This window comes from Pedobacter sp. KBW06 (assembly GCF_003852525.1).
Taxonomy (GTDB): domain Bacteria; phylum Bacteroidota; class Bacteroidia; order Sphingobacteriales; family Sphingobacteriaceae; genus Pedobacter.
On record NZ_QAJL01000003.1, the window covers coordinates 878,972 to 895,099 of the forward strand.

General features: G+C 43.0%; 17 protein-coding genes. 13 read left to right on the forward strand and 4 right to left on the reverse strand.

The window, feature by feature from the left end; translation table 11 throughout:
- Positions 1-167: type VI secretion system tube protein TssD (gene tssD / locus DBR43_RS18390; RefSeq protein WP_317126005.1), on the reverse strand; the 167-nt coding region annotated here is incomplete at its 3' end.
- Positions 168-532: 365 nt separating this feature from the next.
- Here tssD and DBR43_RS18395 point away from each other — a divergent pair.
- Entirely contained in the window at positions 533-1,102 is a 570-nt protein-coding gene (locus tag DBR43_RS18395; RefSeq protein WP_124583434.1) for a histidine phosphatase family protein, read from the forward strand.
- Here DBR43_RS18395 and DBR43_RS18400 read toward each other — a convergent pair.
- Both DBR43_RS18400 and DBR43_RS18405 read right to left on the reverse strand, forming a co-directional pair.
- Complete coding sequence (locus tag DBR43_RS18400) at positions 1,053-2,612, reverse strand: alpha-L-fucosidase (protein ID WP_124583435.1); 1,560 nt, start codon at positions 2,610-2,612, stop codon at positions 1,053-1,055. The genes DBR43_RS18395 and DBR43_RS18400 overlap by 50 nt on opposite strands.
- A 222-nt stretch (positions 2,613-2,834) precedes the next feature.
- Positions 2,835-3,464, reverse strand: a complete 630-nt coding sequence (locus DBR43_RS18405) for a sterol desaturase family protein (RefSeq protein ID WP_124583437.1) — start codon at positions 3,462-3,464, stop codon at positions 2,835-2,837.
- A 178-nt stretch (positions 3,465-3,642) separates the two neighbouring features.
- Between DBR43_RS18405 and DBR43_RS18410 the strand changes: the two genes are divergently transcribed.
- The 8 genes from DBR43_RS18410 (at position 3,643) to pgl (ending at position 11,038) form a co-directional block, all read left to right on the forward strand.
- Entirely contained in the window at positions 3,643-4,578 is a 936-nt protein-coding gene (locus DBR43_RS18410) for a ring-cleaving dioxygenase (protein ID WP_124583439.1), read from the forward strand.
- Between the two features lies 1 nt (position 4,579).
- Positions 4,580-5,206 (forward strand): alpha/beta hydrolase, encoded by a 627-nt coding sequence (locus tag DBR43_RS18415; protein ID WP_124583441.1) that lies wholly within the window; start codon positions 4,580-4,582, stop codon positions 5,204-5,206.
- A 21-nt stretch (positions 5,207-5,227) separates the two neighbouring features.
- The gene (locus tag DBR43_RS18420; RefSeq protein WP_124583443.1) at positions 5,228-5,944 is read left to right on the forward strand and encodes a pirin family protein; all 717 of its coding nucleotides are present in this window, start codon (positions 5,228-5,230) and stop codon (positions 5,942-5,944) included.
- Between the two features lie 4 nt (positions 5,945-5,948).
- Positions 5,949-6,254 carry a response regulator gene (locus tag DBR43_RS18425; protein ID WP_124583445.1) on the forward strand — a complete coding sequence of 102 codons (306 nt, stop codon included), beginning with the start codon at positions 5,949-5,951 and terminating at the stop codon, positions 6,252-6,254.
- Positions 6,255-6,504: 250 nt separating this feature from the next.
- On the forward strand, positions 6,505-7,257 hold the full coding sequence (locus DBR43_RS18430) for an ROK family protein (RefSeq protein ID WP_124583447.1): 753 nt from the start codon (positions 6,505-6,507) through the stop codon (positions 7,255-7,257).
- 10 nt (positions 7,258-7,267) lie between these two features.
- Positions 7,268-8,680 carry an NADP-dependent phosphogluconate dehydrogenase gene (gndA, locus tag DBR43_RS18435; RefSeq protein ID WP_124583449.1) on the forward strand — a complete coding sequence of 471 codons (1,413 nt, stop codon included), beginning with the start codon at positions 7,268-7,270 and terminating at the stop codon, positions 8,678-8,680.
- Positions 8,681-8,716: 36 nt separating this feature from the next.
- Entirely contained in the window at positions 8,717-10,228 is a 1,512-nt protein-coding gene (zwf, locus tag DBR43_RS18440) for a glucose-6-phosphate dehydrogenase (RefSeq protein ID WP_124583451.1), read from the forward strand.
- Between the two features lie 84 nt (positions 10,229-10,312).
- The gene (gene pgl / locus DBR43_RS18445) at positions 10,313-11,038 is read left to right on the forward strand and encodes a 6-phosphogluconolactonase (protein ID WP_124583453.1); all 726 of its coding nucleotides are present in this window, start codon (positions 10,313-10,315) and stop codon (positions 11,036-11,038) included.
- Here the strand turns inward: pgl and DBR43_RS32995 are convergent, their stop codons facing one another.
- Complete coding sequence (locus DBR43_RS32995) at positions 11,039-11,209, reverse strand: hypothetical protein (protein WP_158622545.1); 171 nt, start codon at positions 11,207-11,209, stop codon at positions 11,039-11,041.
- Positions 11,210-11,508: 299 nt separating this feature from the next.
- On the opposite strand from DBR43_RS32995, the gene DBR43_RS18450 reads away from it, so the two are divergent.
- From DBR43_RS18450 to DBR43_RS18465, 4 genes are read left to right on the forward strand one after another with little or no spacing between them, the layout of a single operon-like run.
- On the forward strand, positions 11,509-13,332 hold the full coding sequence (locus tag DBR43_RS18450) for a hypothetical protein (RefSeq protein ID WP_124583455.1): 1,824 nt from the start codon (positions 11,509-11,511) through the stop codon (positions 13,330-13,332).
- Positions 13,333-13,371: 39 nt separating this feature from the next.
- A complete protein-coding gene (locus DBR43_RS18455; protein WP_124583457.1) occupies positions 13,372-14,121 on the forward strand; it encodes a hypothetical protein in 750 nt (249 codons plus the stop codon).
- Positions 14,122-14,164: 43 nt separating this feature from the next.
- The gene (locus tag DBR43_RS18460) at positions 14,165-15,112 is read left to right on the forward strand and encodes a gliding motility-associated C-terminal domain-containing protein (RefSeq protein ID WP_124583459.1); all 948 of its coding nucleotides are present in this window, start codon (positions 14,165-14,167) and stop codon (positions 15,110-15,112) included.
- Between the two features lie 25 nt (positions 15,113-15,137).
- Positions 15,138-16,121 carry a type IX secretion system membrane protein PorP/SprF gene (locus tag DBR43_RS18465; RefSeq protein WP_124583461.1) on the forward strand — a complete coding sequence of 328 codons (984 nt, stop codon included), beginning with the start codon at positions 15,138-15,140 and terminating at the stop codon, positions 16,119-16,121.
- Positions 16,122-16,128: the final 7 nt, after the last annotated feature.

Genomic DNA, 16,128 nt, shown 5'->3' on the forward strand with positions numbered 1-16,128 from the left:
TCGATGACAGAGGTATCTTCGGTTGATTCGATCTCGATATCGATCGTTCCACCATACACTCCGGAAGAAGGTCTTCCTTTTGCATCTACATCACGGTTTAGGGAATAGGCACAATGAAGTACATCGTACTCCTTGCCCGAAAAGTTTAATCTTGCTTTGAAAGCCATAACTTTTTGTTTTAGGGTTTGTTATTAATTAACTGTAAATGGAACATCAAAAATTCTGCCATTTTTACGTTAAAATCAATACGATATAAGAAAAAGATAAAAATATCTTTAAAGTACTTTCAGGAAGGGTTGTTTTTAAATTAAAACTAATTTATTCGCCGGAATATTCTCCAGTGTATGAATTACCAAACAAAGCCTTTGAGGGATAAAGTGGTTCCGAAGAATGGAAAAGCAGAAATATTTCCGGTCGTTTTCTTTTTAAGACAGCGGTTTCCGCTATCTGTCTTATTTCCTGTACTGTTAACTGCTCAATGCAGTTTCGATTTCTTTAAGCGGCTTCCCTCTTTCTTGCTATCTTTACCAGCATGAAGATTACTTTCATCAGGCATTCAAAAGTTGATTTCAAGTGGAAAGCACGCTATCATTCCAGGGACTTTGATTTGGCTTGCGGGGCCTACGACCATGCACATACCTTAAACTGCGGAAGCTTAAAACTAACCGGGAAAAGCGTATACATCAGTGAGCTGAAAAGAGCAGAAGAAACTGCTCATGCTTTTCTCCATGGAGAAAAAGAACTGTTCAGAACGGCTTTGCTGAATGAAATCCCCTTAAACTCTTTTATGGAGACAAAAATTAAATTACCAACCTTCATCTGGATGATTGCCGGCCGGCTGCAATGGTATTTTAATTCTTCGAGACAGAAAGAAGTCCGTACCCAATCTAAATTACGGATCAATCATTTCCTAAACCTCCTGGAAGAGAAAAATGAAGATTGCACCATTATCGGACATGGCTTTTATTTCGCCCAGATGATGAGCGAAATAAAAAAAAGAAAGGCCTCAGGCAATACGGGAAAAAGGATCCAAAATGAAGAGGTCAGGACCTTTATTTTACATCCCCTTCGGGACGAAGGTACAGACCAATTTCCGCAATAGCAGGCTGAAGCCTGGAAGAAAGAATCGTTAACCTCAATTCCTTTGCCGTTACCGAAGGGAAGCGCAGTAAGCGTTTATAGCCTATAGTAGTGCCTTCTGTTGCTTTTTTCCAGGCATTCCCCTCTTTATATTCCAGTAAAAATTGCTCTACCCTTTGTCCGATCTGTAAATTCTCCTGAAGCAATAACAGGTTAAATTTCTGATCTTTATCCAGCTTAAACTCCATCACCAGGTTGCCTTCTGTCTTTCCTGTTTTCCAGTAAGAACTGTCTTTTCCATCCAACAAGAGGTTGGTCTTTTTCGTAGTGCTGCCCTTTAATGTCGCTGATTTCAGCAGGTTATTTTTAAAGGTCTCCAGGAGTTGTTTCCTGAATCCTGTTAACGCATTTACATCACTCTCATTGATCTTTCCTTTTTTATCCGGTGGAATGTTGAGCAGCAAGACTCCGTTCCTGCCTACTGAGCTGTAATAGATGTCCATCAATTTCTCCGGCGTTTTCACTTTAGTATCTTCTGCCGGATGGTGGAACCATCCCGGACGGATGGACACATCTATTTCTGCAGGGTACCATACCAGGCTCTTTGCTTTGGCAATTTTCTCCCTGCTGCCCAGGTCATTCGACATGAGGTCTCGGGGTGCAAAATCGGCGTCCTTTTGAGAGTTTGCCGCGATTGCTTCAGGAATCATCTGATCCCCGGGAACCACACTCCATTCAGTTTCCCTTCCATATCCGGTTTCTGTACCTACCCATCTTACATCCGGTCCGGAAACTGCAATTGTAGCTGAGGGCTGCAATTTACGGATCAGGTTATACCAGCGGCTATATTCATAGACCTGCTTTTTTCCGGTTGGCCCTTCTCCGTTCGCGCCATCAAACCAAACTTCATCAATCTGCCCATATTGCGTGAGCAGCTCTGTCAGCTGGTTGATGAAATAATCATTGTATTGCATGCTTCCGAAATACGGGGAATTGCGGTCCCATGGAGAAAGGTAAATTCCAAACCCAATACCAAATGCTTTACAAGCTTCGGCGACTTCCTTTACCACATCCCCTTTTCCGCCTTTCCATGGACTATTTTTAACAGAGTGTGTTGTAAATTTACTTGGCCACAGACAAAATCCATCGTGGTGTTTGGCTGTCAGAATGATTTGTTTAAAACCGGCATCTTTACAAACTTTTACCCACTGACGGGCATCGAGTTCTTCAGGGTTAAATATTTTAGGATCTTCCGTACCATCCCCCCATTCTTTATTGGTAAAGGTGTTGATTCCAAAATGAATGAAAGCAGTCAATTCCAGTTGTTGCCACCTGAGTTGTCGCGGGGAAGGCGTCACATTTGCTGCTTTTCTCACGATATCCGCTTCTTTATCTGCCGGACTGATTTTAACGTAATTCTTATCTGTAAATAGCTGCGCCTTTCCTGCTTGGGGTAAGCCAAGAGCGATGGTACAGCCAACAATAAACGTTAAGCGATGGCAGGCTTTGCCTTTTAAAAATTTTATTTCCATGATCTGTCCGGTATTAAGCACCATTAAATAAGCTGAAAGTGCCTTTTTCAAAGAAAGGACGAATTTCATTTATAAAATTGGCCTTAATTGCCAAAATGTTAAGCTTTTTTGGCATTTGTCCGCAGATTCGGCCGAATAAAAGGCCTTAAATACGGATCAGGAAATCAGAAGATTTTATTTTTCTAAATATTAAGTACAGTATTTAAGAGACTAAAATTCAGGTTAGGATTTCTTCGGTTCTCTTTTGGAAAGCTCAGAACCAAAAACCTTATCCCACAAATCAGAAGTCACACCATAACCTTTGGTTGCATCATCATAATGGTGTAACATATGGTGTTGTTTTAGTTTTTTCCAGAAAGGAGCTGTAAATTTTGCATGATGTAGCATATAATGGGTCATATCATATACAAGATAGCCAAAGATGAATCCGCAAAAGAAACCATCCAGCATACTTACCGGAATAAAGACCCGGAAAAGAAAGTAAAAAGCGGTAGCCAGAGGAATGCTTGCTGATGGCGGCATCACCAAGCGGTGTGCATCGTTCGGATAATCATGGTGTACGCCATGAAAGATGAAATGAATTCTTTTTCCCCATTCCGACTTTGGATAAAAGTGAAACACAAAACGATGCATCACATATTCAATTAAAGTCCAGATAAAAAGGCCCAGCAAAATCTGCCCTAGTGCACTGAGTGGACTGTTGATCACAAACGATTGCCAGCAAAAATATCCGATCACAGGAATGAATACGATTAAGGGAACAAAATAGGGAACCTTAGACAAGCCCTCCAATAGTGAACTCTTAAACATTCTAACAGATTCGGATGAATTGGATATGTAGTTCTTTTTCATTAGGATCAACTTTTGCGAAAGACAAACTTATGCAGGATTCGTTAAAAATTAATTCAACAATAATAGTTATGAAATTATCATGACATTCTTAAAGATACAAAAAAGTTATTTCTTACGATATGGTAAGATTTCGCAGAAACCTAAGTCGTAATTTTGTGTTGTAATTAATAATTGAGCTATGAAAAACGAAATTTTAGGTATTCATCACATTACCGCCATCGCAGGAAACGCAAAAAAGAATTATGATTTTTACACCCGCATATTGGGATTAAGGTTAGTTAAAAAAACAGTTAATTTCGATGACCCTCATACCTACCATTTCTATTATGGAGATGAACACGGAACTCCCGGAAGCATTTTAACTTTCTTCCCCTGGGAAGGAATCGGAGCAGGCAGAAGAGGAACCAGACAGGTTACTGAAATTGGCTACAGTGTACCTGCAGGAAGCCTTGATTTCTGGCAAAACAGATTAGAAAAGAACAACGTCATCTATAATAAACCTGCCGTAAAATTTGGAGAAAGGTATTTAACCTTCCTGGATCCTGACGGATTGAAATTCGAATTAACAGAAGCAAAAACTCCGGATAGCAGGGTACAATGGGAAACCAAAGAAGTCAGCAAAGAAAATGCTGTCCATGGATTTCACCACATTACCATTACCACGAATAAAATGGAAGCTACAGCAGCTATTTTAACGCATGTATTGGGTTATCGCCTACAGGAAACCGAGGTGAACCGATCCCGCTTCATTACTGATACGGTGGAACATGCAGCAATTGTAGATTTAGTAGAGGCTCCTGGAGAAGCCGTCGGACATGTTGCCGGTGGTTCAGTACACCATGTTGCCTTCCGGGTTAAAGACGAGGAGACGTTGATGTATTTCAGGGATAAAATTGTGGACTTGGGTTTAAACATCACCGAAAAAATTGACCGCAATTATTTCTATTCTTTATACTTCCGCGAACCCGGAGGCGTACTTTTTGAATTGGCAACAGACAATCCGGGCTTCACTGTTGACGAGTCTTTGGAAGAATTGGGAACCAACTTGAAATTGCCAGCACAATACGAAAGCAACAGGGTAATGATTGAGGGGATTTTACCAAAATTAGACTAACATGTATATACACCAGAAAAATATCATCACGGCCGGAATTCCAATGGAAAGCGCAGATAAAGCCATTGTATTTTTACATGGCCGTGGTGCTTCTGCAGCGGACATCATCCAGTTAAATCAACATTTAAAAGTAACTGATGCCGTTTTATTCGCGCCACAAGCAAGTAACCATAGCTGGTATCCTTATGGCTTTATGGCACCGGAAAATGAAAATCAGCCCGCACTGGATTCCGCTTTGGAACTGATCGGTGACCTGGTTGCTGAAATTGTTGCCAATGGCATCCCTTTAAACAAGGTGTTTTTTGCAGGCTTTTCTCAGGGTGCCTGTCTGACTTTGGAATACATCAGCAGAAACGCAGCCCGGTATGGTGGAGCCATTGCCTTTACCGGCGGCCTGATTGGCGAAACCATTAACCGTTCTAAGTATACAGGTGATTTTATGCAAACGCCGGTATTCATCAGCACTGGAAACCCTGACCCTCATGTTCCGGTATCCAGAGTAGAAGAAAGCGGGGCAATCCTGAAAGAAATGAACGCAGAGGTACAGGTAAAGATTTACCCCGGAAGAGTCCATACCATCAGTAACCCGGAGCTGGAGCTGGCCCGGAAAATGGTGTTTCATTTATAACAACCTCATCAATATAAAACTATGGCACAGAAGATATTACATAAAGCCAATACCCGCAACATTGCAGATCATGGCTGGTTAAAAAGCTTTCAAACCTTTAGCTTTGGAATGAACTATGATCCTGATCGTGTGCAATTCGGCGCGTTAAGGGTGCTGAATGACGACATTGTAGATGGAGGAATGGGGTTTGGAGAACATCCGCACGACAATATGGAGATCATTTCCATTTCGCTGGAGGGCTCATTACAACATGAAGACAGCATGAAAAATGTAGCCATTATTGAACCCGGTGAGATCCAGGTCATGAGTGCGGGAACAGGAATTTATCACAAGGAGTTCAATAAGAACCCCGATCAGCCTGTAAAGTTCCTTCAGATCTGGCTGTTTCCGAATCAAAGAAATGTGAGCCCAAGGTATCAGCAAAAGCGCTATGATACGTTGTTAAAACCGAATGAATTTACCCAGATCTTATCTCCGGAAAAAGACCTCAACAGCGTCTGGATCTATCAGGATGCCTGGTTTCATATCGGAAGATTTGAAGCGGGGGTTAAACTCAGGCATCCCTTAAAAAATAAAGAAAATGGCATTTATGTCTTCGTGATTAAGGGTTCATTAAAAATAAACGGGCAGGAATTAGAAGAGCGGGATGGCTATGGATTATGGGAAACCGAATCAATTGAAGTAGAAACATCAGCAGCATCAGAAATTTTGCTGATGGAAGTTCCTATGAATTATTAAAGCCATGAAAAAAACAGAGATTTTAGTGGTGTGCTGTCATCCGGAGATTTCAGCAACCATCATCCGGTTGATTGACAAAGGGGAAGAAATGACGGGAACCGCCGTTTCTTCTCCGGAGGAGGCTATAATTAGCTTTACTTCCAGGGCTTATGACCTTGTGCTCATTGGCGCAGGCCTGGCACCGGAGACTGAAAAACAGCTGGAGGCTGAGCTGAAAAAGCAAAGTCCGGAGGTTCCAGTTGTTTATCATTTTGGAGGCGGAAGCGGATTGCTGTATACAGAGATCAAACGGGCATTAAACAAGCGTTAACCTTAAGCTGCCTTTCTCTGGTTTTGATTTCATTCCCTGCCTGGAAACAAAAAATCAGTTCCGGTCAGTAGAAGCGATAATTAGATTTACGCTTACGGGACACCGGCTGGCCCCCAGGGCTTAAGACGCCGATAAACAGCGAGTAATGTTTTTTTATTGTATTATCTTGAGGTTTAGCATCTTTAAATGGCCGATTTTTTGTTATTTTGAGTGTTATTAATACACCGGGTTACCTTTATACCAATTCTACATGCCTGAAGAACAGAAAAACAGCAATATTTTATCCATCGATATCGGTGGAACAAGCATCAAAGCATGTATTTTAGACCCTAAGGGCGAACAGCTTTCGGAATTCAAAAAGCTTCCTACTCCCAAAAACTCCAGTCCGGAGGAAGTCATCAAATCTATTAAAGAGCTGGTGGCAACATTAGACCTTCCTTTCGAGAAAATTTCTATTGGCTTTCCCGGTTATGTAAAATGTGGCGTAGTGCAAACTGCACCAAACCTGGCAAAAAACAAATGGACCAATGTGGACCTTGCACAGCAGATCAGCGATACCTTTGGGAAACCGGTTCGCCTGATCAATGATGCGGATCAGCAGGCCCTTGGAATTGTATCCGGAAAAGGTTTTGAGATTGTCTTTACTGTGGGAACCGGCTTCGGTACTGCCCTGGTATTTGACGGAGACCTCCTCCCACATTTGGAACTGGCGCATCTTCCGATCACCAAAACCAAAGATTACGATGACTATCTCGGCAATAAGGCTTTTGAGAAACAAGGGAAGAAAGAATGGAATGAGCGCCTGGAACGCGTGATTGAAATTTACAAAACCGTATTTAATTACGATACCCTATATATCGGTGGTGGCAACTCCAAAGAAATTAATTTCCCCTTAGACCATAACATCAAACTCGTTTCCAATAAAGACGGAATCAAGGGCGGTGCTAAATTATGGGACCTGGAAGAGAAGTTTCATGTATTCACCACACACCCTAAAAAATAAATAGCAGATAATGAACAAGTACACTTTAGGAATGATTGGCCTGGGCACAATGGGCCGCAATTTATTGCTTAATATGGCCGACAATGGCTACTCAGTAACAGGTTATGATAAGAGTCAGGACATGTTAAAGAAGCTGGAAGAGGACGGAAAAGCACATCAATTGAAAGGTTATGCTGTCCTTGAAGATTTCATCCAAAGCCTGGAATTACCAAGAAGAATCGTTCTTTTGGTACCTGCAGGACCGATTGTAGACAGTGTCATCCAGGAAGTTCTTCCTTTATTGGATAAAGGTGACCTGATCATTGACAGTGGAAACTCCCATTTCACAGATACCACCAGACGCTCCCTGGAGCTGGCTGATCAGGGGATCCATTTCTTCGGAATGGGTATCTCAGGTGGTGAGGAAGGTGCAAGATTCGGACCCAGCATGATGCCGGGTGGTGATAAAGCAGCTTATGAGGCCGTGAAGCCAATTCTTGAAGCAGTTTCTGCAAAAGTAAACGGTGATCCATGTGTGGCTTATATTGGCCCCGGAGCTTCCGGACATTTTGTTAAAATGGTGCACAATGGCATTGAATATAGCATGATGCAAATCCTTGCGGAAACTTATGACTTGTTGAAAAACAGCCTGGGTTACAACAACGAGCAGATCTATGCGGTATTTGAAAAATGGAACAATGGCCGTTTGAAATCGTTTCTGCTGGAAGTAACCAGAGATATTTTCAAAGTAAAGGATGAAAAATCCGGAGGGTACCTGATTGATGTGATCAAAGACCAGGCTAAATCTAAAGGAACCGGAAAATGGACTTCTCAGGTTTCTATGGACCTCCAGTTGCCGATCCCTACCATCAACGAATCGGTAAGTGCAAGGGACCTATCTAAATTCAAAGATTTAAGGGTAGCACTTGATAAAGCTTTACCCCATCCTTCAGTAAAAATTGACAACCCGGAAGAATTTATCGTTCATTTAGAGCAGGCACTTTATTTTGCCATGATCACTTCTTATGCACAGGGTTTACATTTATTAAATCAGGCTTCTATTGAATATAAATATGAGTTGAACCTACAGGAGATCTCTCAGATCTGGCGTGGAGGATGTATCATCAGGGCGGTATTGCTGGAAGATATTTATCAGGCTTATAAAAAACAACCCCAACTACCTCACCTTTATTTGGATGAAAGCATTCAGCAACAGTTGAAAGACATCATTCCTGGAACAAGAAATGTGGTGGTTACCGCAATTAACCATGGTATTGCCGTACCGTGTTTTGCCTCTGCCCTAACCTATTATGATTCATTAAGAACAGCAAATTCACCGTTGAACTTAACGCAGGCACAGCGAGACTTTTTTGGCGCACATACTTTTGAACGCACAGACAGCGAAGGAATATTTCACGCAGACTGGAATTCAGACAATTCATAAATAACCCCAGTGAACTAAAGACACAAATTCACAACAATGAAAACAAGCATCAACCTCAATCCAACCATAATCGTCATTTTTGGTGGTACCGGTGATTTAAATTTGCGCAAACTTGCGCCTGCACTTTACAATCTGTATTCTGATGGCTTTATGCCGGCAAAATATGCGATCATTGGTACAGCCCGAAAGAAGCTTACTGATGATGACTTCAGAAAAACATTGATGGGAGGCGTAAACAGCTTCTCCAGATCCGGTAAGGTGAAGGAAGAAAAGTGGAACAAATTTGCAGAACATATTCATTACAGCCCGGTTGATGTAGAAGCTCCGGAAACTTTTGGTGTTTTAAAAACCAATATTGAGAAGTACCAGAAAGAATTTGGTCCGGATACACAGATCCTGTACTATCTTGCAGTAGCACCGAACCTGTTTCCACTGATCGCCAAATGCCTTTCAGAATATAACCTGGCCGGAGAGGAAGACAATTGCAGAATCGTGATTGAAAAACCTTTTGGAAGGGACCTGGAAACAGCGAGAGAGCTGAACAGCATCCTGACCGGGATTTTTACAGAAAAACAGATCTATCGGATCGATCATTATCTGGGTAAAGAAACGGTTCAGAACATCATGGCATTCCGTTTTGCCAACTCCTTCCTGGAGCCACTTTGGAACAGGACGTATATTGACCACGTACAGATCTCGGTAACAGAGCAGCTGGGTGTGGGCGACAGAGGTGGTTACTATGAGAGTGCCGGTGCCTTGAGAGACATGATCCAGAATCACCTGCTTCAATTGCTTTGTTTAATTGGAATGGAAACCCCGATTAACTTTGATGCGGATGAGATCAGAAATAAAAAAGTAGATGTATTGAAAGCAATGCGTCCTTTCAGTCCGGAAGACATCAGGTTTAGCACCGTCCGCGGACAGTATACCAAAGGATGGGTAGAGGGCAAAGAAGTACCGGGATACCGCCATGAGAATGGGGTTGATCCGGATTCAAATACAGAAACCTTTGCTGCAATCAAATTCTTTGTAGACAACTGGAGATGGCAGGGAATTCCTTTCTATGTTCGTACAGGAAAGCGTTTATTCCAGACATCTTCATTGATCACCATTCAGTTTAAAGATGTACCTCACCAGGTTTTCCCTTCGGGAGTAACCGAACACTGGCAACAAAACAGGCTGATCATCAGCATCCAGCCGGAAATGAGTATCCGTTTACAGGTTCAGGCGAAAAGACCTGGACTGGACATGGTCTTAAATCCTGTGGATATGGTTTTTGACTATAAAGGAACTTATACTGCTCAGGCTCCGGAAGCCTATGAGACCTTGTTACTGGATGTAATGACGGGTGATCAGACACAGTTTATGCGTGCAGATCAGGTCGAAAGTGCATGGGAACTGTTAATGCCGATAGTGAATGCCTGGGAAACTAAAAAATCACTGAGCTTCCCGAACTATACTGCCGATTCATGGGGACCGGAAGATGCGGAAGCTTTGATCGCCAGAGATGGTTTCCATTGGTTCACTTTACCATTGAATAAAGATTAAATAAATAACATTTTTAAGAGGCTAATTATAAGGCGGTCCTATATCGCTTTATGATTGGCCTCTTGACAATAAAAACAAATCGTGATGAACTTATTGATTTATAAAACCCAGGAAGAATTACAGGAAGACCTTGTTGACTACATTGTGGCAATTGCCAATAAGGCGATTGAAGAACATGGCATTTTCAACTTCGTATTAACCGGGGGGAACTCTCCAAAAGCACTGTACCATTCGCTGGCGACAACCTATAAAGAAAAAATCGACTGGACTAAAGTCTATTTCTTTTTTGGAGATGAGCGCAATGTAATGCCAACGCATGAGAGTTACAATGGCCTGATGGCAAAAAATGCCATGCTTGACCTGCTGGAGATCCCTGAGGATCAGATTTTCTATGTAGATACGACGCTGGCTCCTGAAAAGGCAGCTATTGAATATACCAAAGCAATCAATGCACATTTCAAGGGTTCAGATTTAAATTTCGACCTGATTCTGTTAGGAATGGGTGATGATGCACACACCGCTTCCCTGTTTCCGGGAACGACGATATTAAACAGCAAAGAAGTAGAAGTTGACTCCGTATTTGTAGAGAAACTAGCTACTTATCGCATCAGTTTTACAGCTCCACTAATCAACAAAGCGAGAAATATTGCCTTCCTGGTTTTTGGAGAAAACAAAGCCAATGCCGTAAAACACGTAATTGATGACAAGAAAAAGAACACCAAATTGTACCCTACACAATTGATACAACCGATTGACGGAAGTGTAACCTGGTTCTTAGACGATGCCGCTGCAGCTTTGCTGGACAGCTAACTAAACAACACAGATTCTGATTCTCGAGATCAGCGCCAAATAACAAAGGGCATTCGGTTCCGGATGCCCTTTGCCGTATATAAAACCTGCCGCCCCTGCTTTTTGATTTACCGTACCAACCATCCCAATCCTGGTATTTTTCACATCCCGGCTAGCCAACGCTAATCTCATACTTCTGGTATTTAACCCAAATTTCAGCAAATGAATACTCCAAAAGCATCGAATATTATCCCCTCAATCCTGAACAGAATGAATAATTTTTTCATAAAAAGCAAAGAATCTTGACTGATAGATGATTACAGACGCTAGCCATATGGATTTGATGTTTTTTGAATAAAAAAAACATCAATAACAACGCTAAAAATGAACAATATGAACAGAAATTAAGCCCCCTTTGTAGCCTAAGTTTGAAGTAGTGAAAAACCAATTGACTGTTTTGACGCTCTCAGCGGCATTTAAAGCAGTTGTAAATGCCGATTACTATGCTCTTGTTCAGACTGAAAAATAGGTTTACCGGTTATTTTTGGTTGCTACTAACTTTTGCGTTGGTGGCCGGAGGAGGAAATGTAGCAAAAGGACAATTGAGAACTTATGCCACATTGAGCACACAGGGTGGATCAGGAATTGTTACCGGCCTGGCAAATGTCAGAGGAGCCAGCACTACAACTCCGCCGGCAGGATCAACCCCCGCGAATCTTTCTGCGACAGGAACAACAGGTGCCTTAGGTGGATCTGCAGTTCCGGTGTTTATCAATTTACAATTTGCATCCAATGTTCCTACAAATACAGTTGTATTTATAAAAGTCTCTGCAATAACGCTTCCCTCAGTAGCAAGTTCTGTTAGCGCAGTAGCTTACAATAACACTACTGCTGCCACTGGCTCAACTTTTTACAACTTAGTAGCGGGGGATGGCACTCAATATATCGGGGTTTATGCAACCAGTGTATTCAATCAGGTTCGTCTTATCGTGACCGCAGGTGGTGGCGGACTTCTGGGTGCTCCCGCTGAAACAGCTAGTGCAAATGTATTTCATGCCTTTTACAGCACCTCAAATACCGCCGACTGCGGATCCGCAATAGGAACTTCATGGTCTGGAAATGGAACAGTAGCCAATTCATCAAATGCAATAGATGGTAATTTGGCCACCTATTCAGACATTACTCCTTCCCTCCTGTTAAGCACCGTTGAACAGAGCTTTTATTTCTCAGGCCCCTCTGTTACAAATGATGAGGTAAAGGCGACCCTTTCCATCCCTCCCTCAGTATTGAGTCTTGGCTTACTTAGTAATATCACCGTAAATGCCTACAATGGCAGTAATACGACGCCTGTCTGGACCACTAATCTTGGGGCGGTATTAAGCCTTGATCTGCTCGGTCTTTTTAATACGGGGGCACCGATTACGGTTTCCGTAAAGCCCAGCCTGCCATTCGACAGACTTTCTATAAACTATAGCGCGGTACTAGGGCTTTTGGTGACCTTACATGTTCATGAAATTCAACGAACCAGCCCCAGTCCGGTATTCACCGTTCAAAATGCAACCATTTGTACAAACTCTACTGCGACATTAATTGCGACTGCCCCTGCAGGAAATCAAACCCTCTGGTATAATGCCAGTGGCACCCTTCTTTTTACCGGCAATAGTTTTACCACACCAGTATTAAGCACAACAACTACCTATTACGCAGCGACCAGTAAAATCGGATGTACCGGAGAATCATTAAGATTGCCGGCAATTGTTACAGTTAACCCCTTACCAACGGTTGCTCCAATTACCGGAACCACCAGCATCTGCTTAAATCAAAGCACCACATTGAGCAGTACCACAACCGGAGGGGTCTGGTCCAGCGGTACAACAGGAGTAGCCACAATCAACAGCAGCACAGGCGTAGTCAGCAGCGTTGCCGCCGGAACCAGCACCATCACTTATACCTATACAGATCCGGCTACCACCTGCTCCAATTCGGTCAGCACTACCCTGACTGTCAAGCCCCTGCCTACCTTAACAAGTAGCTTAACGCCCGCCGTTTGCAGCAGCAGTGCTTTCAGCTATACCGCAACCAGCAGCCTGGGCAGCACCAGCTTTAGCTGGACCCGTGCAACGGTTGCCGGCATCAGCAATGCTTCAGGATCGGGCGCAACCAATGCCATTAATGAAACCCTGATCAATACCACCAATACGGCAATCACAGTCACCTATGCCTTCAGTTTAACCGCAAATGGTTGCAGCAACACGATAAATGTCCAGTTAAAAGTGAACCCCAAACCTGGGGCACCTCATATATTATCTAATTAACCCTCTTAATTACTTACCAAACCCTAAAAACTTAAAATTATGAAAACGACAAGTAAAACAATCAGATTAGCGATGGCATTTTGTTTACTATTCATCTTGCCAATGGGCGTTTTTGCCGCTGTACCGGACATCTATGTATGTGGAACCGGATCCGTTACCTTAGCCTATACCGGTACTTATGTTCTCACCACAGGAGATAAGGTGGTTTGGCAAAAAGTCGATGCAGGCGGGGTGCCTGTCAGCGGATCTGCTGCAGTAACCAACACTTATTCAGGAACCTCAGGCAGTGCAGACCTTACCGTTGCCGGTGGTACAGACATGACTACCGCCGGAGAGCATTTTTGGGTTGCCCACGTAATCAGTGCTGACCCTGCTGCCTGTACGGGTGATGTTTCTACTGCAATCGATATCTACATGCTGCCAACGTTTTCCGTAGCCGTTACGCCTGCAGCAACCTCTTATTGTGTGGCCGGAACAACAAACACCACAAAAACCGTAGTGAGCTCACTGGCTACTCCAGCTTCGGGGCTTCCAACAGGAGTAGTTTTTGATTACGACTGGATTGGTACTACTGCCGGTGCGGGTGCTGTGGATGGTACAGATCCTAAAAAATTCAACATGACTTCTACCACTCCTGCAAGTTATACCGTGACCTCAAACGTAAAATACAATGTAAGCGGAACAGGAAAGATTTTGAAATCTGCAGGTGGTACAGCTTGTACACAGGCACAATCAACCACCATTACGGTAGCGCCTAAACCAGGAACACCAACCATTACCGTTTCTTAACCAGATAGTATAAACGCCGGAAATGGCTATTGATTGAAAATACATGTCCTATAGAAAAAAAAGTTTTGTGTCAGGTATGCTGTTGCTCAGTGCAACGGCATGCTTTGCGCAATCTTCAGGTTCTGCCACTGCGAATATCCCCAACGGATCTTCGTTAAAGTTGCGGGCCAATTCTGTAAGTGCAGTATCTTATCAATGGATCAAAGACGATTTAACCATACCAGGCGCCACACAGGAAGAGTACCAGGCATTTCTTCCCGGTACCTATACCGTTATTTCGTTTAATGCAGAGGGCTGTGCTTCTGACATCTCCCCCGCCCTGGTCCTGACCGCCGATCCTGTTGGCTCGGTTAGTGCCGATGTAATGATCAAAAAACAATCCGAATCAAAAGGGGTCAGCATTAACAATACTTTTGAATATACCATTCAGGTGAAAAATAATGGTGCAGGTGCAGCAAATATGATCAAGGTTCATGACGTACTTCCAAATGAATTGAGCCTGGAAGATCTTGGCCGGCCAAGTCTCGGATTTGTCAATTACAACCAGGGAAGTAAAACCATTGTATGGGAAATTGTTAAACTGGAAAATGGGGAGACTGCAGACCTCAGAATAAAAGTCAAAGCATTAAATCCCGGAATGGTCACTAATACGGCTACAGTGACCGCCAATGAACAGGACCCCAATATGAGCAACAACAGCTCAACCGACGTTAAATCAGTTGCCAACATTACCATTCCCAATGTATTTACACCAAATGGAGATGGACTAAACGACACCTTCGCCATCCCAGGCCTGGAGTTTTTTGAGGCCAATGAGCTCACCATGTTCAACCGTTGGGGATCTACCGTATTTGACAAAAAAGGATATAAAAATGATTGGGACGGAGCTCAACTGAATGAAGGCACCTACTTCTACCTGCTGAAAATTAAGTCTGCATCCAATAAATGGGAGGTTTACAAAGGTTTCGTCACCATTATCCGCGGAAAATAGCAGCTCACATGACTCAGTTAACAACATGAAAAAAGCTTTATTATTATTCCTGTTCTTCAGCATTCATCAGGGCCTCAGCGCCCAGCAGGATAGCCAGTTTACGCAGTACATCTTCAATGGGCTTCATATCAATCCTGCCTATGCCGGTACCAAGGGCGATTATTACATCCAGTCTTCCTACCGTTCCCAATGGCAGGGCGTAACCGGTGCTCCAAAATCATTTTCTATCGCAGCTGATGGCTCTTTTTATGATGGCAATGTAGGCCTTGGCTTAATCATCGCCAATGATCAGATCGGTGCTCAAAATAACCTTACCGCCTTTGCCAATTATGCGTATCACTTAAAGTTAGATGAGGAAGCAAGCTCAGCACTTTCCTTTGGACTTGCTGCAGGAATGATGCAAATGGGCATTAACGGAAGCAAACTCATTGAGATTAGCCCCGGAGATGGAGCTATAACCCCTTACATGTCGCAAACACGGACTTATCCCGATGCCCGTTTCGGTATCTATTACTCCGGAAAGAAATATTTCGCAGGGATTTCCGCAACCAACCTTATTGCCAGATACATGTCCGACAAACACGACAATGATTTTCTCGTCCCCATACCTGAACCTCATTTTTACCTGACTGCCGGAGCCTTATTTCAGCTGAGTGACGAAATACATATTAAACCGAGCATTTTGGTTAAGGATGATTTCAAAGGTCCCACCGCCGTTGATTTTAATGCTTTCTTTTTAATCAAAGAACGCGCATGGGTGGGTGGCTTTTACAGGGGCAGCTATCACCTGCATAACAGCAATTTGCAACTGAACCTCCCGGCCAGCAATTCTGTTGGCCTGATCACTGAAATCTTTGCCACACCAGATTTGAGAATTGGTTATTCTTATGATTATTCTCTTGGTAAACTCAGGGGATATGGCAGTGGAAGTCATGAGATTTCTGCAGGCTTATACCTCAATAAGAAAGATGACAGAAAAGCCCGGTTAACCAGGTGTTATGTTTTTTAGCATAGAT